The organism is Heyndrickxia camelliae (assembly GCF_002844575.1).
Lineage (GTDB): Bacteria > Bacillota > Bacilli > Bacillales > Bacillaceae_C > Margalitia > Margalitia camelliae.
Genome location: NZ_PIQO01000003.1, coordinates 328,542 through 349,978, shown reverse-complemented (window position 1 = coordinate 349,978; position 21,437 = coordinate 328,542). Strand labels below are relative to the sequence as shown.

The window sequence follows — 21,437 nt, the reverse complement described above, 5'->3', positions numbered from 1 at the left end:
ATGAAACTGTACGTAAATGAGAAGATAGAAGAAACAGTTGATGGAGAGAAGCTACAGGTGGTAGAAGTGTTTGAAAGTAAGCCGAAGGATGTTTCATATTTAATCTTCTTAGAAAAATAGGATAAAATTCACCAATATAAATTATATGTCAAATAAGATATTTAACAAGAGAAAGGATGTTCGCAAATGAATTGGTTATTATTCGTTTTATCAATTTTAAACATTATTAATTCAACTGCAGCTTTTAAAGATAAAAGATACGGTTTAGGCTCAGCGGCTTTAGTTTTAGCGATTGTATGTCTGATTTCGTTCTTTTTAGGAGGTAAGTGACCATGATGAATAGAGTCGTTTTAGTAGGACGTTTAACAAAAGATCCTGATTTAAGATATACGCCATCAGGTGTGGCAGTTGCTACATTCACCCTTGCCGTTAATAGAACATTCACCAATCAACAAGGAGAACGTGAAGCGGATTTTATAAATGTTGTAGTGTGGAGAAAAGCAGCAGAAAACGCAGCGAATTATTTGAAGAAAGGTTCACTCGCTGGAGTAGACGGAAGGCTGCAAACACGCAATTATGAAGGGCAGGACGGAAAGCGTGTGTGGGTGACAGAGGTAGTTGCGGAATCGGTACAGTTTTTAGAACCGAAACAATCTAGTAATCAATCAAACAATCAATCATCAAGACAAAATGAAGATCCATTTCAAAGTGGACAACCAATAGACATCAATGATGATGAACTTCCGTTCTAACCATGGAATACGCAGTATATAAAGGCGAAGAAATAATCTGTATTGGCACAGCTTTAGAATGCGCTAAACATATGGGAATAAAGGTGAAATCATTTCGGTTTTACCTTACTCCCAGCTATCAGCGAAGGATTGAGAAGAGAAACAAACCTAGAAATTATATAACTGTTGTGGAAATTCAAGTGAAGCGAGCGTGAATCGTATTGACTAAATCTGAAAGAGAGCACCTAATTGAATGGTTAGTTACATGGACCGGTTATAAACGCAGCTACTTTGATTCTATGAAAGACGAATCTATTAACAAAATGTACGAAGATATGAGCGGAGAGAAGGGGATTTAATGGGAAAATCCCAACGTGATAAAGGCATGAGACGAGAAAAAGAATTCGCTAAGTTAATTGGAGGACTTAGAATTCCCCTTTCAGGGGCTCAAGAAGGCTTTTCAAATGATGTTGATGGTTTAGGTATGAAGTGGGAAGTAAAATCCAGAGGAACGGGATTTAAGACGTTATATGATTGGGTTTTAGATGAACGGGAGAAACCAGATGTACTTGCTTTAAAAGTAGATCGTCAGCCATGGCTGGTGTGTATGACATTAGATAAATTTTTGGAGTTGATGAAAGATGTTAAATAAACTTTCGATGTTTGTTATTGGATTAATAACTTTAGCGATACCTGCCACAATTATTTACCTACTCAGTCAATATAAAAATGTTTTTATAATTGCTTTGTTGGGAGTAGTTGTAATTCTGTTAATCGTCTTATGTTATCTCGTTGGTAGTTTAGTGTGGGATTTATTGAGAGATAAATTTTAAGGGGTGAAATCATGAGTGATATTGTGCAAGCCTTAGAATCCTTTAAAGAAGTATTTACTATACCTAGCAGAATTGAAGAATTAGAAAAAATGCAAAGTTATTACGACCAAGAAACAAGTGATTTTTTGCACTTTATTGAATTCGCAAAGCCTGACGCTAGAGAAATGATAGTTAAATATAAAGAGCTTAGAGAATCTCTTCGAAAACGCAGAAAGGTGAAAGAAGAACTTGGAATATTAACAAGTGCAAAAGAAATTCTTGCCTATCCAAAACCGAAAGAAAAAGATTTCAATAGAGTCATTGGTAATGTGAAAAAGTTAATTAAATCACATGGCAATCGAACATACACCATGAGAGTGCGAACAGAACTACAAGAGAAGGTGAATGGATGACCAAAACGGAAAAGTTATCTCAACTATATAAGAAAGCTAACTCCTTGAATGAGGATTTACCAAAAGAACTAATGGATAAACTTTCTCTTTATGGTCAAGTGTTAGAAATTATCGGAGGATTACACGCTGAATCGGTAGGAGTTTGGAAGATAGCCGAAGCAAAGAGAAGGGAAATCCTTGCTACCGTTTATTCATTAGATCCAGAAGGAAGTAATAAAGACCGGGAAAATAAAGCAGAAATGGCAGCTGCGGAATCAAGAAGAGAAGAAGCGTTAGCAGAAAAAGAAGCAACACGGTGGAAAAATGCTTATACCAGCACTCTTGAAATGATTAACATTCTGAAAAAGAAATATGACCATATGAAAGAGATTGCGAAGGGTGGAATATGATGACTACTGCAACTCCTACAAAACTTAAAAAAGCTACGTTCAAGCACATTGAAGCTGAATTATATATGTACGAAGAAACAGTGAAAGAAATTAAAGCATTAAGGGAGAACATCATGTTTTGTAACAGTAATACAGATGAAAATATAGGTGGCGGAAGAAGTTCGCTTCCTTCTGATCCTACTGGAAGAATAGCAACTGCCTTAATGACCAATCGCAAACTACAAAACTTAGAGTCTGTCGCTTATGCTATTGAAACGGTATATAACACAGTGAATGAGGATTATAAGAAGCTGATTCGATTAAAGTATTGGACAAGGCCGCAAACCTTAACATGGGATGGAATTGCTGATAAACTGTATGTAAATAAGAAAACTGCACAAAGATGGAGAGATTCAATCGTTTGTGCTATCGGGGAGGTTTTGGGATGGAGATAAAAGACGAAAGACCAGTTTTAGAAGAATGCAGAGAAGGAATGTTTAACTTGATAAGGGGGATAACAAAGGAAACTGGAGATGAACAAAAACACAGATATGTTACTGACGCTTTGTATCGCTCTACAATTGATTACCTAGCTCAAATGTTATTCGTTATAAAGACAGATGAAAGATTCATCGCAGAAGAAAAGAAAGCGCAAGCAGAATATATGCATTATGAAATGAAAAAACATTTGAAATTATATGGTGTTGACATAGAATAATGTCTCTTTCATGTCGCTTTTGTCGCTATATTCCATGATATTATGATAGCATAGGATAATTTCCTAATGGCTCGGAAAAGCCATAACTCTAGTTTGCATTTTTCGACGATGTATTTACTATAACGATTACCATTTCGCACAGTGGTAGTCGTTTTTTTAGTCGCTTGTTCTTGTCGGTTCGGGGATAGCTCGGACGTCTCTTATGTACCACAAAGGGGATTAAGCAAGGAGGGGCGACTTTTAATTTTATTGATGATGATAAGAAAGGGAACCGAATCCATTAATTGGGGAGAAGGCATGGAGATGACAGGAGGGTTAGGCTCCAACGAATACAGGACGAGTGGGAAAACATAACCCAATATCGGCAGTGGGTGGGGTCGGGGTTATAAACGTTATTTGTAAACTAGATATCCCTATGTAAGTCGCGGTAATTTGACCTTAAGGGCAACAAACATAGAGTTTTGTTGAGTGGTGTAGCAGACGTGCCAATTATCACGCAGGGGGTGTCTAGTTTAGAGAGAATGTGAGGTGAAGAAATGAAATATTATACTTGGGCTGAAAGAGCAGAAAGTTTGATTCATTTCTTATTTTGTAGTTGGTTAGGATGTAAGAAGAAAGAGGTAACCGATAAAGAATATTGGTTCTATGGTAAATATAAATATCAATGCAAAAGATGTGGTTGCATATCTAATTATATTGATTAGCAGGAAAATATCTCCTTTTGTCGAATTAAGTAGATGAAAGTGAGGTGATAAAAATGAGTTTATCTGTTGAAGAGCGTAAAGATTTAAGAAATAAACTACTTAAAGAATTATATGATTATCATTTTGCTAATTCGAGCACTAAAGCTAAACCTATCGCAGATGAAATTAGAGATAACGAATACAAGTCAGCTTATCTATATTTAGTTGATAAAGGTTTAATAGAATTAGAAAACTTTGGACATCCTGCATTAGCTGGAGCAAAAATAAATGCTTTCGGGATAGATGAAGTGGAAAATAATATGTAAAATAAAGCATCCATCCGGGTGTTTTTTTATTTTTGGGGGGATTATATGCTCGCTTATATTTGTGAATGTGAACATCCAGAACCAGAGATAATAACTGAAGAACAATACCATAAAAGAAAGCCTTTGAAAAGAACAAGACTAATCGAGATTTGCGCGAATTGTAGTCGTATAACAGATAAACCACCCTTAACAAAATGGGTTAGGATTGAGATCGATGAGATACCAGAATTCGTGTTGGCTCGGAATCGAGGAGGAAATATATTAGATAAAGAGGTTTTAGCATTCATAGAAAATATTCCAGAAGATATGAGTTATGGAGAAGCTATTAAATTAATTGAAGAACGTTTCCCTAGTGATTAGATTGAACGGGAGGGTATTCATTATGTTTAAATGGATAAAGCGAAAAGTTAAGCAAATCACTTGCAAGCATTTATTTATTTCTGATAAGCCATTCATGGATTTTGAAACTTGGGACATGGTTAATGTGTGTGGAAAATGTGGAAGAAAAATTAAATTTCATACATGACTTAGGAGGTTGGTGATATGTAATGCTAGACGAAAGACAGAAAAAATTCGCTGATTTATTCCTTGAAACAGGCAATGCTACAGAGTCATACAAACAGGCTGGATATAAGGCAAAAGGCAATGCAGCAGAAGCAGCAGCAAGTAGATTGTTAAGAAATGTTAAGGTTAAAGCATACATTGATGAAATTGCAGAGCAAAATCAAAATAATCGCATAGCATCAAGGGATGAAATCCTTGAATACTTAACAAAAGTAATGCGTGGAGAAATAAGCGAGGAAGTTCCTGTACCAACAAAGAAAGGCATTTCCATAGTTGATGTAGACGCTGGAATCAAAGACAGAACAAAAGCAGCCGAACTACTCGGTAAACGCTATGCAATGTGGACAGAAAACAAAAATATTGAAGGTAATCTAGGTGTCACGATAGTAGATGATATAGATGACTAGATTATCGCAAGTAATCGCTCCATCCTTCAAAGAAGTTCATAAAGACCTAAAAAATGATGGTCATACACATTATTGGTTATCTGGTGGACGTGGTAGTACCAAGTCCTCTTTTATTGCGATTGAATTGATATTGGGTATTATGCGTGATCCAAATGCGAATGCGGTAGTGCTTCGTAAAGTAAAAGACACTCTTAAAGAATCCGTATTTGACCAATTAGTTTGGGCGATTGACGTTTTAGGAGTAGAACAGTATTGGCATATTCCAGATGCAAAATTGGTTATTACGTACCTTCCCACTGGCCAGCAAATACGTTTTCGTGGTGCTGATAAGCCGAAAAAGATTAAGTCTATGAAGTTTGCTAGAGGATATTGTAAATTCATCTGGTACGAGGAATTAGACGAATTCACAGGCATGGAAGAAGTTCGTATGATTAATCAATCTTTAATGCGTGGCGGTAAAAAGTTTACTGTATTCTATTCTTACAACCCTCCACAATCAGCGAACAACTGGGTGAATGCAGAAAAGCTTTTATCCAGAGAGGATAGATTGGTACATCATAGCAATTACTTATCAGTAGACCCAGAATGGCTTGGGGAACAGTTTATAGTAGAAGCCGAACACTTGAAACAGACTAAGCCGAAAGCGTATGAGCATGAATACCTGGGAGAAGTTACAGGAACAGGTGGAGAGGTATTCGATAACGTTAAAATTAAGCGAATAACCGATGAAGAAATAAAAGACTTCTACAATATTAAACGTGGTTTAGACTTTGGTTATGCAATAGATCCTGTTTCTTATCCTGTTATGCACTATGACAGGAAGAAGAAACGTTTATATATATTTCATGAGTTATATAAAGTTGGACTATCAAACAGAAGTTTATACGAACACATCAAAGAGGAAAACAAGGATAATGACTTCATTACTGCGGATGCTGCCGAACCGAAATCCATTCATGAGTTACGACAATACGGTTTAAAGATACGTGCAGCTAAGAAAGGTCCAGACAGTATTAAATACGGAATTAAGTTTCTACAAAGCTTAGAAGCTATCATTATAGATGATATACGGTGTCCAGAGACTGCAAGAGAGTTCTTAACGTATGAGTTGGAGAAGGATGCTAATGGGAACTTTAAAGCAGACTTCCCGGATAAGAATAACCATTCCATTGATGCAGTTCGTTACGCACTCAATGACGAGGTTATGAAATTTAAGGAGCATGAACAAAAGAAGAGTGACCCAGACAATCCGACACCACAAGAAAAGCATGCAAAGGCAATTAAGAAAATAACCGGTGGAAAACCACAGGTAAATGCGTTTAGAAAATGGTAGGTGAGAAGATGAATAAGAAAATCAAGAGGGTCAAATTAGAATATCCTAGAACAGAAGGCAATGCGAATGCTATTTTACTAGATTTAATAGATGTAAGAGCAAGCGATGGCATTTTGATTGAATATGACTTTTACAGAGATGGATGGGTAATTTCACAACCTACTGTTTTAAAATGGGATATAGATGATAAAGAGTGTGATCCAAAATATAAAGAATCTGCCTTTATTCCTTCTTGGCAGTATATAGAGGATGATGAATAATGCAATTTCTTTTAGGGCTACTGACTCCAGTAGTCTTTTTTGTTGTGTTCTACATGGGAACGAAATACGGAAAAAAGCAGGGGAAACCTGTTGAAATAGATGAAAAACAGCTAATCAAAGCAAAGAAGATTCAAGAAGATTTTCAGAAGCTCATGAACTATGACGTTTCCAAGGCTTTGCAACGGAAGAAGGTGGAATAATTGAATGGTAAGCGCACGAAAGACTGGGAACTTTATGAAGCTGGGAAACAATACAATAACAAGCTGAAACCGAACTACTACGACACAGTGGATGCAAACATTGCCTTCTTTCAAGGTGATCAGTGGAGAAACTTAGAAGTTGAGGATATGCCACAACCTGTATTTAACATTATTAAGCGTGTCATACAGTTCTTTGTTGCTTCTTTAACCTCTAGTAAGACGAAAATACACTTTGAACCATTGCTATATGCAGATGATAATCCCACGCCCGAAATGGAAGCAGAGTCAGAAGGTGCAGAGTTAACCAATGCAATGGTAAATAACCTGTTAGAGAAGTTTAAAATGGACTTCAAAATTAAAGATGCGCTATACGATGCAGCAATAACAGGTGATGCATGCGCTCATTTCTATTTTGATACCTCTAAAAAACCTTATGGCGGTGCTTATTCTGATATTGAAGGCGAAATCGAAATGGAATTAGTGGACGGTTCCAATGTTTTCTTTGGGAATGCCAACAATTCCAGAGTAGATATCCAACCGTACATCATTATTGCGGGTCGAGATATGGTAAAAAACCTTCAAGAAGAAGCAAAACGTTATAAACAGTCAACAGACGAAGGGGAAATTAAGTCTGATTACAGTTATTTAGAACAGTCTGGGGACTCTGGAAAGATTGAGGTTGAAGCAGATGATTACGGAAAGGCATTGTACATCATTGTCTATCGTAAAAAGAAAGTGACACGCACTAAGAAGGATGAAGAAGGGAATCCTATCTTAGATGAAAACAATCACCCAATTACAGAAGAAGTAACAACTGTACACGCAAGTAAAAGTGTGGAAAATGCTTATATCTATCAAGATATTGACACAGGATTAACAGAATACCCTATTGCTTGGTTGAATTGGGAGAAACAAAAGAATCAATACCATGGTCGGGCGATATGCACAGGGATTCTTCCGAATCAAATCTTTATCAATCGAATGTTTGCGATGGTTATGTATCATTTGATGATGACTTCTTTCCCGAAAGCAGTATACAACTCTGATTATATTGATGTATGGGATAACATGATTGGTTCAGCTATTCCGATAAAGGGGTTAGGTGGAGAAGTTAACATCGGTAACATTGCCGGTTACTTAGAACCTGCTAATATGTCTCCACAAATCACGAATGCTATTGATATGGCCATGCAATACACAAAAGAAACGCTAGGTATTTCAGATGCTGCACTTGGTAACATTGATCCAAAGAATACAAGTGCTACGATTGCGGTCCAAAAATCGTCTGCTATCCCATTAGAGATACCGAAAAAGAATCTATATGAATGGGTAGAGGATATCGGAAAGATACTACTCGATATGATGGGTACTTATTACGGTGTTAGACCGATTGTAATGGAGCGTGACGGACAGAAAACTATAGAGCAGTTTGATTTCAGCACATTAAAAGATATGTGGTTACATGTTCGCGCTGATGTTGGGGAATCTTCTTATTGGTCTGAAATTGCTAGTGTTCAAACATTAGATAATCTATTAAACCAAGGACATTTAGACATACTAGATTACTTGGAACGTGTACCAGAGGAATATATACCACAGAAACAGGAGTTAATCGCTAATATTGAACAACGTATGCAACAACAAGCGATGATGCAGCAACAACAAGCCGAAATGCAAGAGATGCAACAACAACAGGCGCAAGAACAACAACAGATGGCAGAACAACGCATGCAAGATGACCGCGCAATAGATGTAGCATTACAAAACAAGAAGTTGGATATTGAAGCAATGAAAGCAGCTAAAAAATAGGAGGCAAATATGGATATCAATAAAGTTATATTGTTACTAGATGTATTGAAAGTAGCTAATTTAGACGTTGATTATGAGTTTAGGGAAGCTGTTAAACATGAAATCGCTAATGAACTTGGATTATTAGCAAACAACAAAGCATCTGAATAGGTGCTTTTTTATTTTGAGGAGGATTTATGAAAATTACTAAAAGAAAAATGTATGTCGCTTTAGTCAAAGATTATTTCTGGTTTTATAAAGAAAGTATGTCATTCATGGGTCATCAATCAAGAGTTAAAACATTTTTTCAAGCTATTCCTAAAAGTTTTGGTTTCGTTAAGTGGCAACACGACTATTATAAGCAATTCATTTAATTATTTGTCCTCAGCATGACGATAAAAGGCTTAATAATTTTCGCCAACCATAGCGAAGGAGGATTTACATTGGAATTTAAAACAATCGGCAACCATACCGACAAACTTAAATTAGATTTACAGTTCTTTGCTGCAGAAGAAGATGCTATTTTACCAGATGATTTTAGCGATACTTCCACAGAGGATATCCAAGAGGATGGAGTAGATACCAACGAAACAGAATTAGAGGATATCGAACAACCAGAAGAGCAATCACAGGAAGAACAACCTTCCGAGCAAGAAGAACAACCTAAATTCAAGATTAAATACAACAAAGAAGAACAGGAAATCTCTTATGATGATGCAGTTCCTTTGATTCAAAAGGGAATGAACTATGACAAGCTTCAAGAACGAATAAACGAATTACAATCGGATCCACGTTTAACGTTCATTGATGAAATGGCTCAAGATTATGGAATGGACCCTCAAGAGTTTATTGAAATGGCGCGTCAACAACGTGAACAACAAATGCTAGATGAACTCATTCAGCAAAACATTCCAGAAGAATACGCAAGGGAAATGATTGAGAATCGCAAGTTCCGTCAACAAATCCAGCAAGAGCGTGAAGCAGCGCAACAAAAGGAACAGGAAACGAAGGATTACAATGAATTCTTTGAGTATTTCAGTCAAGTAAACGGACGATTATTTGACCCGAATAAAGACACCATCCCTCAAGAGGTGCTAGAAGCTAAAGCGCAAGGAGTTCCCCTCAAATATGCGTATATGGAGCACCAAAACAAAGAATTACAAGCGAAAGTACAACGCTTGACACAAAACCAAACAAACAAGCAGAAAGCACCTGTAACGGGTACGACTGCACACGGTAGCCAAGAGGTTGCTAGTGAAGATGTATTCTTACAAGGATTTAATTCTATCTAACAGGAGTGATATAAATGGCAGTAAATTTAGCAGCAAAGTACGAAAGTAAAGTTGATGAACGATTTAAGTTGAAATCTTTAACCGAAGTAGCAGTAAATCACGATTATAACTGGGCAGGAGTAGATACCATTAACGTGTATTCTATTCCAACAGTAGGAATGAACGATTACGTTAAGTCTGGTACGAACCGTTACGGTACAGCGGCAGAGTTGGATAACTCGCTACAAACTATGAAATTAACTCGTGACCGTTCATTTACCTTCACGATTGATCGCGGTAATTACCAAGATACACAAATGGTTATGCAAGCCGGCAAGGCTCTTGCTCGTCAAATTGATGAAGTCATCGTGCCGGAGATTGATAAATACCGTATTGCGACCATTTCTGCAGCGGCGGCAGCGAACGGGAATGTTGAAATAGGAGATGTTGATAAAACAAATGCTTATGAAGCGGTACTAAACGGTTCAGAGGTATTAGATGAGAATAAGGCTCCTCAAGGTGGACGTTTACTATACGTTACTCCAGGATTCTATAACCTTATTAAACTAGATCCTTCTTTCATCAAGTCTACGGAAATAGCACAAAAGATGTTAGTTAACGGTCAAGTTGGAGAATTGGATGGAATGAAAGTGATTAAAGTTCCTTCTTCTTACTTCCCGGCTAATACACCTTTCATCATCTGCCATCCGATTGCTACAGTTGCAGCAAACAAACTGGAAGATTACAAGACTCATGATAATCCTCCTGGTATCAATGGATGGTTAGTAGAAGGTCGTAAGCGTTATGATGCCTTTGTATTAAACAATAAAGCAGATGCATTGTTCGTACATCAAACAACAACAACACCTTAATGAAAGGATGATTATTGATGGCTAAAAAAGCAGTTAAAAATGATAGACACATTGAATTTACACATAAAAATGGAGTGAAACTTCTTGCTAGAGATGATGTGCAAGCTGCAGCATTCAAGAAGTTTGGATTCAAATCTGCTAAAGATCAAGAGAAAGAGTAAGGGTGGGATTTTCCCACTCTTTTTTATTTGTATTAAGGAGGTATTCGGATGAACCTCAATGAGATTTATGAAGAAATCAACAAAGATGTGGATGACACGCTGGATAACGAGGATTTAAAAGGCTGGATTAACCGTTGTATGGATGAACTATCTCCTTATGCGAAATTTCAACAAAGTACCGTTATTCCCCTTGAGAAAGACAAAAAAGAGTATGATTTACCTTCTGATTTCCTTGAAATGGGGCAATTAGTGGATGGAACACAGCTTTTGTATCAACTACCATTGAATAATTTACACTCAAAAGGTTTCAAATTATGGGGAAATAAGCTAATCATCCAACCAACTCCAACCGAATCCAAAGATTTAGACATTTATTATCGTGCGAAACTACCACATCTTGAAAACTTGGACGATGAACCACAAATACCTTCCCCTTTCCATGACCTATTCATCCTCTATACTGTTGCCAAACGTCAATATCAAGATGATGAACAGGAGTTACGAATGGCTGCATGGAGCGATTATCAAGCAAGAAAACAGGAGTTTATTAATTTTTTTCGAAAAACACAACCAGAAGCAATTAGAGATGTATATGGAGTGAATTGTTATGGGTACTAAGCTACTAGCAACCTTTAGAGACTTCTCCGCAGGATTAAATGTCAAAGATGCTGCGAACCTAATTCCGGAAAATGCACTAACTGAATCGCAAAATGCAGTAATTGGGAATGGATATGTGGCAAAACGTTCGGGTTATGAGCAATTTGCTTCCTCACAAGTGACGCAAACACTCACTTGGCAACAGTTTGGCGGGAAGAAATGGAGTGATGTTTAATGGCGAATTACACACCTAATTATCATTTGTATTTGCCGAATCGAAATGATCCAGAGCAAGTAGATACAACATTGTCTGCGAACTTTGAGACCATTGATACAGAAATAAAGAATAGAGCAAATGAGATAGAGGAACATAAAAACGCAACTGCTGCCCATAGTTCTGACCATATTACCCATGGGGATGGAACGGTACAAGATACTCTGTTTGATTTAAACAAAGATATAAGTGATACTAGTGAAAGATTGGAATTAATTATCGGTGATAATGGTAATTCTAATGCAGAAATTGTAGATGCTCGTGGAGGTTTTCCTTTATTACGAGATAGACTTACTGACAGCGATGGCAAAATAATTAATTTACAAAATCTGACTCGGTTTGAAGCGTTAGGGTTGTTGAGTTTAATCGTAAAGGGTTCTTTGTATATTAAAAATGATTATAATATATTCGGTTATTTATCCGATGGTGTAACGTATTCAAATCTAGCAACTATGGAACAAAATGATATTGCAAAGCTTGGAGATGACAAAGCAAGAACATGGATAATGGGTAAACCATATGTCAGAGTTATGGCTCCATCTTTCGGTTTATTCGAAGCGTGGGATAGTTCCTATAATCCAACGACTCCACTTAGAGACATATATCATAGTGGTAACTTAACCAATCACGCTCTTATTCATCAAGCAAATAATCAAGTTTTGACTAAGTTGGCATCAAATAAAATGACACTTGGTTCTCCTGTAACAAACTTCCCATCTGGAAGCGTAACGGGTGGAAATACTTATACCATACCAAGAAAAGGCATATACCTCATAAATATGACAATAAAAGTTACAACTGCGGTAACTTTAGCGAATGGATATGTTCGATTTGGCATATCTCATGATGTCGGAGGTACAGTTACAGATAGAGATTTTGATGACGAATCTTACAGTAATGTATATAACTTACCATTTTTATCAACTACGTTCATGTACAATTTCAATGCGGGTGATAAAGTAACACCGTTTGTAAAGCCATTAAATGAAGATATTACGATTGGTGCAGGTTCAAAGTTTTATATATATTATTTGGGAGATAATCCTACAATATAAGAAATAAATGGGAGTAGATTTAGCGAATTTATGATATATTTAAATTATTATATATATTATAAAGGGGTCAATCATGAAAAAAATAGCAGTCTTAGGAAGTTGTGTATCAAGGGACAGTTTCAATTCTAAATTTATTCCCGACTACAAGAAATACTATTCTTGTGTGCTTCACCAAAATCAAATGTCAATGATTTCATTAGTATCAGAACCTATACCGTTTGATGAAGATTTAATTGATAATCTTAGTCCGTTTGATACTAGACATTTTAAAACGGAACTAAACAAGAGTTTTTTCGCACCATGGTATTGATTCTTTTGTTTCTCCCAATTCAACCAGGCAATAGGGTATTCGGATGAAAACTATTACTCTGTTGAAGATCATCCTTGGGGAATGTTCTATCTCCATTACGACATGAGATTCTATAAGGATTTTACTAGAAAACTTTTAGGTATTATCTTAGAAGATACATTAATGGAAAAAGAAGAATTGCAAAGTAAATTACTTAATGTATAAGGAGAGTAAAGCCATGCAATACTATCTTGTTACTAATGACACCTATAATTACGGAACTGAAATACCTCTAACAAATTATGAACAACCAAACTTTGAAAAGGACGAAAATTATCATCTGTATCTTATTGAAATGATATTCGAAGATATTAGAAAAACTCATTATAATGAATGTCCTTCCAGATTAAATGCTCTATTCCTAATAAACGGAGAAGAAAACGCGAAAAATATCGCTTACTCTATGGATAAAAGATATGTGTATGAAGTAGACATGAACGCAGAAGGAACTTCAAAAGAATTTGATGATCATTGGGTAGAACTTTGTAATAAAGTAAGTTACGAGACAATAAAGGAATATGCTCATAACTATTTTAGTGGAAAAGCTTCTGATGAAAGTAAGTTTTTTACACTATTCAATGGCAAAGGAATCATAAAAGAAAGTATTCCGTTTTTATAAATTGCAGACGAGTGTATACTCGTCTTTTTTAATGCACTGGGGTGAAAAAATGACAAGCTGGAATAAATCTTTAAACATTCGAAATCCAATTTCTCAAATTTATTATTACCATAAGAACAGTGGAGATTCAGAGTTATTGGCAGTTTCTCAAAATAAATTAAACAAAGTGATAGACGGTAATTTAACCTCTGTTACAGGCATCTTAACCAGTGATTCAACAAAGTTTGTCGTATATAAGGATAGAAAGATAAATGATGCGGTATTAATCGCAGACAAAGGAAGATTGAAGGTTTACAACGGTTCTAGTGTAAGTGAAGTTACTCCGCATGTTCCAACGGATGGAACGAATGGTACACCAGCAGAAACAACAGACCCGGGAGTAAATGACTTAATTAACCTAACCAATTTTCGTACTTTTGCAATAAAGAAGGATAGAATATTTGCTGCAGCACATCCTACCGTTAAGAATAGGGTGTCTTTTTGTTACTTTGACCCTTATCTTGGGTACGCAGTATATGATTACTGGCCAGCAATTTACTTTTTTGATGTGGCGACAGAGGATAATGACGAGATTGTAGAGCTAAGAGCGTTCCGAAATACCTTAATCATCCTATGTAAACGTAGTGCTTGGGTGCTAACAGGGGATGGAGCAACTCTATTAGATTATCAACTAACCAAAATTAACGTCCCAAAAGGTTGTATCTCACAAAATTCCGTGCAGGAAGTGGGAAACAACCTTTTTTACTTGGGCGATGACCATATATATAGCTTATTTTCTACGGAACAAGAGTATATTTCGGCTCAAATTGTCAGTGATGCGATTGGACCTATATTAAAGTCCATCAGTTTAGTAGAAAAATCGCAAGCTACCTCAATTTTTCATGACAATAAGTATTATTTAAGCTTTCCAAGTGGTCTAACACTTGTTTATGATATAACGCTTGAGCAATGGACGAAATACACGAACATTAAAGCGACAGGCTTTGTTGTTATTGATAATGAACTATATTTCAGTGCCGATGATGGCTTTATATATAAATTTAACGAGAATGTTTACAGTGACGATGGGGAAGCAATTGCTTTCATGATGAAAACCAAGATTATTGACTTTGATTTACCTGTAAACATGAAGAAAATTCGTCGAATGTGGCTTGTGATGAAGCAGTATCAAGGTTCACAATCCTCTTTTGATTTACACGCAACCATTGATCAATACACATTAATTAATCTCAATAACCTTGGAGTGGATGACAAAAAAGGACTGGGAGCGATATGGGATGTGTCCAAATGGGACGAAGCACTATGGGATTTTAGTGAAATACTTCAACAGATGGTGAAGATTCGCAAAAAGGGCAAATCAATTCAAGTTCAAATTGAAAATAGTAATGTAGATGAACCATGCAGTGTATATGGCATTGTTATTGAATATGAAATAAAGAAACCAAAGTAGGTGAAACAATGACTTGGTCACGATTATACGACTTTCAACCAGGTACGACTATTAGTTCTAGTCAGGTGGACGATGAATTTAATCAGTTAATAGCTATCGTTAATACTTTAGATGGTACGGATACGAACATAAAAGCATCAGCACAAATGACGAAAATCACCACAAATGATGGAGGAGTAAAACTATCTGTATCGGATAAAACAAAAGATATTTTAGCGGAGTTATTAGCATTAGGTAAAGGATTGCATACTTTTTATGCAGTGAGTGGAGCAAAAAACAATCCAAGTACCCAATCCATTCGAGGTATAGCACATATCACAAGCGAAGGATATGCATGGGTGCTTGCCTTTGATTTAAATAAAAACATGTATGTCAATTACCAAGATAATGGCTCATGGAAAGGATGGAATCCTCCAAAACAAAATATTTTATGGGAAGGGAATGTCTATCCGTACGATACAGACACCATCAAACCATCCAAAAAACTTTCTGAATGTCAACATGGATGGGTTTTAGTTTGGTCTGATTATGTAGTTGGTAGCGGTTCAAGGGATTTAGAATGGTATACAACCTTAATTCCTAAATCTTTCGCAGGATTTGATAAAGGTGGAGGGTTTATTGAACAAATACCAACTTCTCTTGGAACTGGAGATGGTACAGGGAAAGTGGCAACAAAGTACTTGTATATTAATGATGGAGATATAACCGGCAAAACTATCAATAGTACTGGCGAAAATCGACTAGCAGTATTACGAAAAGTAATTGAAATTTAAGAGGTGAGAGAGATGGAAATATATCTGTATCTCGACACATCGAATCGTGTAACGGGATGGGGAACTACAAAAGGAAAAGATGCTGATGTATCTATTGATGTTCCTTTGAGCCATGAGGTATTAAGCAATCCGTTTGTATTTAAATACGAGAACGGACAACTAGTAAAAGACACGGACTATCAAGAGCAATTACTCCAAGAGTACCAGAATGCTCCAACGATGGAACAAAAATTAACACTTTTACAACAAGCGGTAGCGGATTTAATTCTAGGAGGTCAAGAAAATGGCTGATTTTATGGGGCAACTTATTATTGAAGGTGCTTATAGGTACGAATTCGTGATAACCAAGCGTCCAGATTTAAAAGAGGGAATTGATGCTTATCTAACCTCTAAAGGAAAACAAGACATAATAAAGGGGTGAAACCATGGCAAATACCTTTACCTATAATTACAAACCTATTTCTTATGCAGATGCACAGAAAAAAGTAGCGGGGCAAGTAGACCCTTTATTCAACCAAGGGGTAAAAAACATCCAAAGTCAAAAATACGCTAATGATGTACAAGCTGGGCAAGTGGCAGCGGCTAGGGGATTAGGACACTCAGGACTCGCAGCTGACCAATTAAACAAGATTGCTATCGCTGCACAAGGGCAAATAGCAGATTTAAACGCACAACGGGCGACACAGATAGCCCAATTAGCAAATGATGAAGTCTGGAAAGACAAGGATTATAGCTTACAGAATCGTTCACAACTCTATAACGAGTGGAACAGTAATCGTAATTATAATTACCAAGTCGGCCGAGATAAAGTAGCGGACAAACAATGGCAAACACAATTCGATTATCAAAAGAGTAGAGACAAAGTGTCGGACAGTCAGTGGCAAAAAGAATTTAACGAGAACATCAGACAATACGGTCAAAATTATGCTTTACAGAAGTTGCAGTATGAACTTAGTAAGAAAGTTCAACTTGGACAATTATCTCTGGATCAAGCACAATTTGCATTCCAAAAGGCACAAGCTGCAAAAAAGGGTAGCGGAGGCGGAGGGGGGGGAAGTTCTAGGTCTTCCTCTAGTTCCAAGAAGAAATCCACTACTGTTAAGAGCAGTCAACTTGATCCGAAATTGGTTAGTGCAGCGAATTTATACAATAATCTACTGGCTAACGCAAAAAAAGGTAAAACATCAGAAAGACTAATTAACCAACCGTTTAAATTGGCATATTAAGGGTGTGGAACCATGACAAAATATTTTAATTGGCAACAGGAATTATTAAAAGGTTTGCCAGTAAAACAATTCGGAAGAAGTTATGATGAAAAGTTTAAAAAAGCAGCAAAGGCAGCCGGTGTGAAGGATGTAACTGGTTTTAGAAACTTCCTTGATAACACAAGTAGGGAAACTCCTAAACGTGTTACAAAGAATGAAGGATATAGCGCAGAATATTGGGATGAATATAGTCAGCAATTACACCCATCTCCTAAAACAACTGTTAAAGCAGAATCACGTAGCAAAATGGAAGATAAAAAACCGAAAACTGGATTACTAAACGACATTTTAACCCCTCTCAAGCGATACGGAGAAGGGGTTAAAAACGTTTTTGACGGTGACCCTAATACAACCTTCACAGATGCCTTTAAAAATGCTGTAAACGATGCAAAAAGCACTGACCGAAGTAAAGTCACGAAAGAACTTACAAGAGGGCTGACACGTACTGCTAACTCTGCTCTACTTGGTGCATTAGACGAAACATATAAAAAGACTCATGACGGAGAATCAGCAGTGCAGTTCCAATCCCGAAAAGGAGTAGGAAAGGCTGCTGATTTTGCGTATGATGCACTAGGGTTATTTGCCCCTGGTGCTGCTGCTTACAAAGGGGCAAAAGCATTGAAATTAGGCGCTAAGGCGGGAACGAAAGGGATAGCAAAAGCTGGACAGTTAGCAAAAGAAGGCGCAGCAGCAGGAGCGTTATTCGGTGCTGGACAAGTTGGAGTTCGGGAAGCGATTAACGGTAAAGATTATTCAGCGAAAGAAAATGCCAGGGATATCGCGTTAAATACATTATTAGGCGGTGTTGCGGATCCATTGCTAGTGGGTGGTAACCAACTCCTTAAAGGCGCATCCGAAAAAGCAATTAAAAAGTTGCTTCCAAATAGCAAAGACTTAGGAAAAAGACTTGGAGAAACCTATATGACAGGTGAAAAGAGTGATTTACCGACATCTAAACCTATTCACGGTAGTTTACAAGACAGATTACGTGCTTTATCGCCAAATCGTAAGCTTCCAGACTTCTCTAACGCTAAGCCTGTCATTGATAATCCAAATGAAAATATTATTGCTAAGCATTATGGAATAGATGTACCTGCAAAACCTAGAGATTTAGTGGAAGAAGCACCGAGAGAATACTGGCAAAAGCGTTATGAGGATTTCGCGAAGTATGTTCACCAAAATTATGATACGAACAAAATCACAAAAGAGGGATTGGATGAACTCTGGACACACTTTGCAAAGCCGGATGAACCGGTTAATTTAGAACAGTTGGCAGAACTCGCTTATAAGGACTATAAACCTACCAAAGTTATTGATACAAATGAAGTTTGGAGTAAGTTCGGAAATCGAAAACCTGTTTCTAATAATGCTTTAAAAAAAATGGGTATTTCAAGATTACAGGAACCTAAAGGCAACCAACCAGATTTGCTTCGTTCATTGAGGGTTAGTCCAATTAAAAATGAAGTCGCTAGTGCTGCAGAAAAGATTACTCCGCAAGTAGAGAATGGTGGAGTATTGAAGCGTATTTCCGAAGAATCAGAACCTATTCTAAATGAAGCGCAATCAAACTTGGATGAAGAGATCAAGAAGATTAAAGATATCGGCCCATTCAGAACAGGAACAAAGAATATTTATCAGATTGCCGAAAGATTACCTGAAAAACAAAAGTCTTTGATAGTTGAATCTCTTGATAAAGCGAAACAATCACACGTCAACATGCAAGAAGCATTAACAGATGATTTATTTAATACTGTAGTAAAGGACTTTGGTATCAAAAAAGGATCCAAAGAATCTGCATTAGTACAGGATTATGGGGAAAAAAAGCTAGTTAATCGGTACCTCAAAAAGCAAGGTATTGACCCGAAAAGTCTTTCTCCAGAGGAACTGGATGCTATCAATCTAAGGCAGTTAAAAAAGGTTCATCCAAAGAATTGGGAGAAGATTGTACAAGCGGATGAATATTTTAGAAAGAACTATGATGATCTAATTAATAAGGTCAATGAAGTGCGTTCAAAAATATATCCAAATAATCCGGAAAAGTTGGTACCGAAAAGAAACAATTATTATCATCATTTCAATGAATTAGATGGTTTTGAAGGAATTAAAAACTTATTCGAAACTCCATCGAATATTGATCCACATTTAGAAGGGCTATCACCTTTCACTAAACCTAATACAAAATTTGCGGGATTCATGCAAAAGAGGTTAAACGGAAATTACAAGAGCGACGCGGTTGGTGGTTTCTTAAAGTACTTACAAGCTGCAAGTCATTCTATTAATTTGGATCCTGTAATTCCTGTTTTGCGTAAAACTGCAAATGAATTAGCTGATGCGACCGAACAAACGAGAAATGCTAATAATATTATTAAAGCCTTGAATAACCATGCAAATGATTTGGCAGGAAAAACCAATCCATATGATCGTTTACTTCAAGAATTAATAGGTAGAGGAACGAGATATAAATTATTAACAAAAGCGAATAGCCAAGTGAAAAGCAATATGGTTATTGGTAACTTATCATCTGCATTAGGGCAAATAGGTAACGTTCCTTTAGGCATTGCTAAGGCAAAACAATATGCTCCACAAGGTCTTGCTGATACATTGATTCAAGCGTCAAAACAGTTATTAACTAAGACCAAAAACATTGATTCCCCTATAGCGAAATCTAATTTCATAAAAGAGAGATATTCCGATCGCTTCTACAAACGTTTTGACCAAAAATTATTACAGCAACCAAAGAAATTAGCATTATGGTTGATGGAGACTGCGGATAAAGCGGGTACTAACTTTATTTGGAATTCAATGTATCGTAAAGGGCTAGCAAAGAAAGTATCTGATCCAATTAAATACGCTGATAGCGAGACACGTCATATTGTTGCAGGGCGTGGAGTCGGCGAAGTTCCTTTACTACAAAAATCTAAAACAATGCAAATTCTTGCACCATTTACATTAGAAGTCGGGAACCAGTGGACTGTATTAAGCAAAATGGCGAAAGGTAAAGATGTATCTGGTCTTATGACCTTCCTAGCGGCTTCCTATGGTCTTAACAAGGCGATGGAACACATAAGAGGAAGTGGCGTTACTCTTGATCCTGTTGGTGCTTTTGCTGAAGGATACGAAAAAGGTGAAGGGAATACATCAGATAAACTAAAACACGCAATTGCATCTTTAACAGGCGAAGTAGTTGGTAATATTCCTGGCGGTAACCTATTAACTAATCAAGTAGACACTAACAAGAAACTACCTTTTACGGATATAAAATATAAAGATTTATTTGGGGAGAGAAGTCCTAACCGTTTTGGCACTGGGGTAACACTTTCTAAGGCTTTGCAAGACCCTTTATATGCTCTCTCTCCTTTCGGAGCATCGCAATTCAGAAAAACTACTCAAGGTGTTGATGCGATACGGAATAAGGCTGTTTACAAAGGAGATAATGGTACTATTCCATTTAAAGGACCGAAAAAGGAACTAAGCTATCCAATTGATACTAATCCTTTAAAGAATCTCCAAATCACTTTAATGGGTCCTAGCTCAACGTCTGATGCTAAAGACTACTATGATAATAAGCGAGTTCCATTAACTGAGATACAAACTAAAGCATACAAACAAATGGAACCATATGGTTTAAATGAAGATTTGTATAATATTCTTCGAGTAGTTAAAACAAAACCATATGATAAAGGGAAAATCACGAAGATAGAGAAGGATGACAAACTTTCGAAAGAGGAAAAAGTTGCTAAACTTATGGAATTAATACAAACATTGCGAAAAAAATAAATGTTATTTCACCTCTGAAAGATATATAATATTAGCAAAAATATCTTTTGGGGGTGAAAAATGGATATCCTATACTGGATTTTAATTGGTTTATTTATCATCATGGTTTTGTTCGGTTTAAAAAATTGGTTAAGATTCATTTTGTATAGCTTTGCAGAACATGGATTGTTAGCGGGTTTATTATTGTTGATATTTTGTGTTTTATTAATTGCTCCATCTTTAATAAAAGAGTTCGCGCCACATTATTATGGTTATTCAATATGGGCTTTGATTTTATATATAGCCGGTTTATTGTTTTACAGATGGAATAAAACAGGATTTAAAGATGAAGAGGGCTAATGCAGCTCTCTTTTTATTTTGGAAAAGGGGAT

The 21,437-nt window shown here is 36.6% G+C and carries 33 protein-coding genes; all 33 read left to right on the top strand.

All coding sequences use genetic code 11. The features are described 5' to 3' along the window. Positions 1-186 precede the first annotated feature (186 nt). The 33 genes from CWO92_RS25295 to CWO92_RS06895 all read left to right on the top strand — a co-directional run bounded on the left by CWO92_RS25295 (position 187) and on the right by CWO92_RS06895 (position 21,405). The gene (locus CWO92_RS25295) at positions 187-330 is read left to right on the top strand and encodes a hypothetical protein (RefSeq protein ID WP_165786622.1); all 144 of its coding nucleotides are present in this window, start codon (positions 187-189) and stop codon (positions 328-330) included. A gap of 2 nt (positions 331-332) precedes the next feature. Continuing rightward, complete coding sequence (gene ssb, locus CWO92_RS07030; RefSeq protein WP_101353487.1) at positions 333-752, top strand: single-stranded DNA-binding protein; 420 nt, start codon at positions 333-335, stop codon at positions 750-752. Between the two features lie 2 nt (positions 753-754). Next, complete coding sequence (locus tag CWO92_RS25960; protein WP_101353486.1) at positions 755-946, top strand: hypothetical protein; 192 nt, start codon at positions 755-757, stop codon at positions 944-946. 6 nt (positions 947-952) lie between these two features. After that, positions 953-1,090, top strand: coding sequence for a BH0509 family protein (locus tag CWO92_RS25050; protein ID WP_133120530.1), 138 nt, complete (start codon positions 953-955; stop codon positions 1,088-1,090). Continuing rightward, entirely contained in the window at positions 1,090-1,383 is a 294-nt protein-coding gene (locus tag CWO92_RS07020; protein ID WP_101353485.1) for a hypothetical protein, read from the top strand. The genes CWO92_RS25050 and CWO92_RS07020 overlap by 1 nt, the downstream gene beginning before the upstream one ends. A 192-nt stretch (positions 1,384-1,575) precedes the next feature. Next, positions 1,576-1,956, top strand: a complete 381-nt coding sequence (locus CWO92_RS07010; RefSeq protein WP_101353483.1) for a hypothetical protein — start codon at positions 1,576-1,578, stop codon at positions 1,954-1,956. Then, positions 1,953-2,345, top strand: a complete 393-nt coding sequence (locus CWO92_RS07005) for a hypothetical protein (RefSeq protein WP_101353482.1) — start codon at positions 1,953-1,955, stop codon at positions 2,343-2,345. The genes CWO92_RS07010 and CWO92_RS07005 overlap by 4 nt, the downstream gene beginning before the upstream one ends. Beyond that, positions 2,342-2,779, top strand: a complete 438-nt coding sequence (locus CWO92_RS07000) for a DUF722 domain-containing protein (RefSeq protein WP_235851567.1) — start codon at positions 2,342-2,344, stop codon at positions 2,777-2,779. Before CWO92_RS07005 ends, CWO92_RS07000 begins: the two co-directional genes overlap by 4 nt. Continuing rightward, positions 2,770-3,042 (top strand): hypothetical protein, encoded by a 273-nt coding sequence (locus tag CWO92_RS06995; RefSeq protein ID WP_101353480.1) that lies wholly within the window; start codon positions 2,770-2,772, stop codon positions 3,040-3,042. Before CWO92_RS07000 ends, CWO92_RS06995 begins: the two co-directional genes overlap by 10 nt. A gap of 757 nt (positions 3,043-3,799) precedes the next feature. Continuing rightward, positions 3,800-4,051 carry a hypothetical protein gene (locus tag CWO92_RS06990; protein ID WP_101353479.1) on the top strand — a complete coding sequence of 84 codons (252 nt, stop codon included), beginning with the start codon at positions 3,800-3,802 and terminating at the stop codon, positions 4,049-4,051. 45 nt (positions 4,052-4,096) lie between these two features. Continuing rightward, positions 4,097-4,411: a hypothetical protein gene (locus CWO92_RS06985; protein WP_101353478.1), complete on the top strand. Its 315-nt coding sequence runs from the start codon at positions 4,097-4,099 to the stop codon at positions 4,409-4,411. A 22-nt stretch (positions 4,412-4,433) separates the two neighbouring features. Then, positions 4,434-4,577, top strand: a complete 144-nt coding sequence (locus CWO92_RS25290) for a hypothetical protein (protein ID WP_165786621.1) — start codon at positions 4,434-4,436, stop codon at positions 4,575-4,577. 22 nt (positions 4,578-4,599) lie between these two features. Continuing rightward, positions 4,600-5,022 carry a terminase small subunit gene (locus tag CWO92_RS06980; RefSeq protein ID WP_101353477.1) on the top strand — a complete coding sequence of 141 codons (423 nt, stop codon included), beginning with the start codon at positions 4,600-4,602 and terminating at the stop codon, positions 5,020-5,022. After that, complete coding sequence (locus CWO92_RS06975) at positions 5,015-6,355, top strand: PBSX family phage terminase large subunit (protein ID WP_101353476.1); 1,341 nt, start codon at positions 5,015-5,017, stop codon at positions 6,353-6,355. The genes CWO92_RS06980 and CWO92_RS06975 overlap by 8 nt, the downstream gene beginning before the upstream one ends. Positions 6,356-6,363: 8 nt before the next feature. Continuing rightward, entirely contained in the window at positions 6,364-6,615 is a 252-nt protein-coding gene (locus tag CWO92_RS06970) for a hypothetical protein (RefSeq protein WP_133120529.1), read from the top strand. After that, a complete protein-coding gene (locus CWO92_RS06965; RefSeq protein ID WP_101353474.1) occupies positions 6,615-6,815 on the top strand; it encodes a hypothetical protein in 201 nt (66 codons plus the stop codon). The genes CWO92_RS06970 and CWO92_RS06965 overlap by 1 nt, the downstream gene beginning before the upstream one ends. Further along, positions 6,816-8,624, top strand: a complete 1,809-nt coding sequence (locus CWO92_RS06960; RefSeq protein WP_101353473.1) for a portal protein — start codon at positions 6,816-6,818, stop codon at positions 8,622-8,624. It abuts the gene before it with no gap. A gap of 9 nt (positions 8,625-8,633) precedes the next feature. Next, positions 8,634-8,774 (top strand): hypothetical protein, encoded by a 141-nt coding sequence (locus CWO92_RS25285; protein ID WP_165786620.1) that lies wholly within the window; start codon positions 8,634-8,636, stop codon positions 8,772-8,774. Positions 8,775-9,046: 272 nt separating this feature from the next. Next, positions 9,047-9,895: a hypothetical protein gene (locus CWO92_RS06955; RefSeq protein ID WP_101353472.1), complete on the top strand. Its 849-nt coding sequence runs from the start codon at positions 9,047-9,049 to the stop codon at positions 9,893-9,895. Between the two features lie 158 nt (positions 9,896-10,053). Next, on the top strand, positions 10,054-10,746 hold the full coding sequence (locus CWO92_RS06950; protein WP_235851566.1) for a N4-gp56 family major capsid protein: 693 nt from the start codon (positions 10,054-10,056) through the stop codon (positions 10,744-10,746). A 17-nt stretch (positions 10,747-10,763) separates the two neighbouring features. Next, complete coding sequence (locus CWO92_RS25275) at positions 10,764-10,907, top strand: hypothetical protein (protein WP_165786618.1); 144 nt, start codon at positions 10,764-10,766, stop codon at positions 10,905-10,907. A 48-nt stretch (positions 10,908-10,955) separates the two neighbouring features. Further along, the gene (locus CWO92_RS06945) at positions 10,956-11,525 is read left to right on the top strand and encodes a phage adaptor protein (RefSeq protein ID WP_101353470.1); all 570 of its coding nucleotides are present in this window, start codon (positions 10,956-10,958) and stop codon (positions 11,523-11,525) included. Next, positions 11,515-11,739, top strand: coding sequence for a hypothetical protein (locus CWO92_RS06940; protein ID WP_101353469.1), 225 nt, complete (start codon positions 11,515-11,517; stop codon positions 11,737-11,739). The genes CWO92_RS06945 and CWO92_RS06940 overlap by 11 nt, the downstream gene beginning before the upstream one ends. Then, complete coding sequence (locus CWO92_RS06935) at positions 11,739-12,833, top strand: hypothetical protein (RefSeq protein WP_101353468.1); 1,095 nt, start codon at positions 11,739-11,741, stop codon at positions 12,831-12,833. The genes CWO92_RS06940 and CWO92_RS06935 overlap by 1 nt, the downstream gene beginning before the upstream one ends. Before the next feature lie 73 nt (positions 12,834-12,906). Further along, positions 12,907-13,143, top strand: a complete 237-nt coding sequence (locus CWO92_RS25955) for a DUF6270 domain-containing protein (RefSeq protein WP_101353467.1) — start codon at positions 12,907-12,909, stop codon at positions 13,141-13,143. 217 nt (positions 13,144-13,360) lie between these two features. Next, positions 13,361-13,801 carry a DUF2441 domain-containing protein gene (locus CWO92_RS06925; protein WP_165786617.1) on the top strand — a complete coding sequence of 147 codons (441 nt, stop codon included), beginning with the start codon at positions 13,361-13,363 and terminating at the stop codon, positions 13,799-13,801. A 49-nt stretch (positions 13,802-13,850) separates the two neighbouring features. Next, positions 13,851-15,251 (top strand): hypothetical protein, encoded by a 1,401-nt coding sequence (locus CWO92_RS06920; RefSeq protein ID WP_101353465.1) that lies wholly within the window; start codon positions 13,851-13,853, stop codon positions 15,249-15,251. An 8-nt stretch (positions 15,252-15,259) separates the two neighbouring features. Further along, a complete protein-coding gene (locus CWO92_RS06915) occupies positions 15,260-16,024 on the top strand; it encodes an XkdV family phage structural protein (RefSeq protein WP_101353464.1) in 765 nt (254 codons plus the stop codon). Between the two features lie 12 nt (positions 16,025-16,036). Next, a complete protein-coding gene (locus CWO92_RS06910) occupies positions 16,037-16,315 on the top strand; it encodes a hypothetical protein (protein WP_101353463.1) in 279 nt (92 codons plus the stop codon). After that, positions 16,308-16,445, top strand: a complete 138-nt coding sequence (locus tag CWO92_RS25270; RefSeq protein ID WP_165786616.1) for a hypothetical protein — start codon at positions 16,308-16,310, stop codon at positions 16,443-16,445. The genes CWO92_RS06910 and CWO92_RS25270 overlap by 8 nt, the downstream gene beginning before the upstream one ends. 4 nt (positions 16,446-16,449) lie before the next feature. Beyond that, positions 16,450-17,250: a hypothetical protein gene (locus CWO92_RS06905; RefSeq protein ID WP_101353462.1), complete on the top strand. Its 801-nt coding sequence runs from the start codon at positions 16,450-16,452 to the stop codon at positions 17,248-17,250. 12 nt (positions 17,251-17,262) lie between these two features. After that, on the top strand, positions 17,263-21,066 hold the full coding sequence (locus tag CWO92_RS06900) for a hypothetical protein (protein WP_101353461.1): 3,804 nt from the start codon (positions 17,263-17,265) through the stop codon (positions 21,064-21,066). A 60-nt stretch (positions 21,067-21,126) separates the two neighbouring features. Beyond that, positions 21,127-21,405 (top strand): hypothetical protein, encoded by a 279-nt coding sequence (locus tag CWO92_RS06895; protein WP_101353460.1) that lies wholly within the window; start codon positions 21,127-21,129, stop codon positions 21,403-21,405. The last annotated feature ends 32 nt before the right edge of the window (positions 21,406-21,437 follow it).

Coding starts and splice junctions, on each gene's coding strand:
- CWO92_RS25295 (WP_165786622.1), top strand. CDS start 187: ATGAATTGGTTATTATTCGTTTTATCAATTTTAAACATTATTAATTCA.
- ssb (WP_101353487.1), top strand. CDS start 333: ATGATGAATAGAGTCGTTTTAGTAGGACGTTTAACAAAAGATCCTGAT.
- CWO92_RS25960 (WP_101353486.1), top strand. CDS start 755: ATGGAATACGCAGTATATAAAGGCGAAGAAATAATCTGTATTGGCACA.
- CWO92_RS07020 (WP_101353485.1), top strand. CDS start 1,090: ATGGGAAAATCCCAACGTGATAAAGGCATGAGACGAGAAAAAGAATTC.
- CWO92_RS07010 (WP_101353483.1), top strand. CDS start 1,576: ATGAGTGATATTGTGCAAGCCTTAGAATCCTTTAAAGAAGTATTTACT.
- CWO92_RS07005 (WP_101353482.1), top strand. CDS start 1,953: ATGACCAAAACGGAAAAGTTATCTCAACTATATAAGAAAGCTAACTCC.
- CWO92_RS07000 (WP_235851567.1), top strand. CDS start 2,342: ATGATGACTACTGCAACTCCTACAAAACTTAAAAAAGCTACGTTCAAG.
- CWO92_RS06995 (WP_101353480.1), top strand. CDS start 2,770: ATGGAGATAAAAGACGAAAGACCAGTTTTAGAAGAATGCAGAGAAGGA.
- CWO92_RS06990 (WP_101353479.1), top strand. CDS start 3,800: ATGAGTTTATCTGTTGAAGAGCGTAAAGATTTAAGAAATAAACTACTT.
- CWO92_RS06985 (WP_101353478.1), top strand. CDS start 4,097: ATGCTCGCTTATATTTGTGAATGTGAACATCCAGAACCAGAGATAATA.
- CWO92_RS25290 (WP_165786621.1), top strand. CDS start 4,434: ATGTTTAAATGGATAAAGCGAAAAGTTAAGCAAATCACTTGCAAGCAT.
- CWO92_RS06980 (WP_101353477.1), top strand. CDS start 4,600: ATGCTAGACGAAAGACAGAAAAAATTCGCTGATTTATTCCTTGAAACA.
- CWO92_RS06975 (WP_101353476.1), top strand. CDS start 5,015: ATGACTAGATTATCGCAAGTAATCGCTCCATCCTTCAAAGAAGTTCAT.
- CWO92_RS06970 (WP_133120529.1), top strand. CDS start 6,364: ATGAATAAGAAAATCAAGAGGGTCAAATTAGAATATCCTAGAACAGAA.
- CWO92_RS06965 (WP_101353474.1), top strand. CDS start 6,615: ATGCAATTTCTTTTAGGGCTACTGACTCCAGTAGTCTTTTTTGTTGTG.
- CWO92_RS25285 (WP_165786620.1), top strand. CDS start 8,634: ATGGATATCAATAAAGTTATATTGTTACTAGATGTATTGAAAGTAGCT.
- CWO92_RS06950 (WP_235851566.1), top strand. CDS start 10,054: ATGAACGATTACGTTAAGTCTGGTACGAACCGTTACGGTACAGCGGCA.
- CWO92_RS25275 (WP_165786618.1), top strand. CDS start 10,764: ATGGCTAAAAAAGCAGTTAAAAATGATAGACACATTGAATTTACACAT.
- CWO92_RS06945 (WP_101353470.1), top strand. CDS start 10,956: ATGAACCTCAATGAGATTTATGAAGAAATCAACAAAGATGTGGATGAC.
- CWO92_RS06940 (WP_101353469.1), top strand. CDS start 11,515: ATGGGTACTAAGCTACTAGCAACCTTTAGAGACTTCTCCGCAGGATTA.
- CWO92_RS06935 (WP_101353468.1), top strand. CDS start 11,739: ATGGCGAATTACACACCTAATTATCATTTGTATTTGCCGAATCGAAAT.
- CWO92_RS25955 (WP_101353467.1), top strand. CDS start 12,907: ATGAAAAAAATAGCAGTCTTAGGAAGTTGTGTATCAAGGGACAGTTTC.
- CWO92_RS06925 (WP_165786617.1), top strand. CDS start 13,361: ATGCAATACTATCTTGTTACTAATGACACCTATAATTACGGAACTGAA.
- CWO92_RS06920 (WP_101353465.1), top strand. CDS start 13,851: ATGACAAGCTGGAATAAATCTTTAAACATTCGAAATCCAATTTCTCAA.
- CWO92_RS06915 (WP_101353464.1), top strand. CDS start 15,260: ATGACTTGGTCACGATTATACGACTTTCAACCAGGTACGACTATTAGT.
- CWO92_RS06910 (WP_101353463.1), top strand. CDS start 16,037: ATGGAAATATATCTGTATCTCGACACATCGAATCGTGTAACGGGATGG.
- CWO92_RS25270 (WP_165786616.1), top strand. CDS start 16,308: ATGGCTGATTTTATGGGGCAACTTATTATTGAAGGTGCTTATAGGTAC.
- CWO92_RS06905 (WP_101353462.1), top strand. CDS start 16,450: ATGGCAAATACCTTTACCTATAATTACAAACCTATTTCTTATGCAGAT.
- CWO92_RS06900 (WP_101353461.1), top strand. CDS start 17,263: ATGACAAAATATTTTAATTGGCAACAGGAATTATTAAAAGGTTTGCCA.
- CWO92_RS06895 (WP_101353460.1), top strand. CDS start 21,127: ATGGATATCCTATACTGGATTTTAATTGGTTTATTTATCATCATGGTT.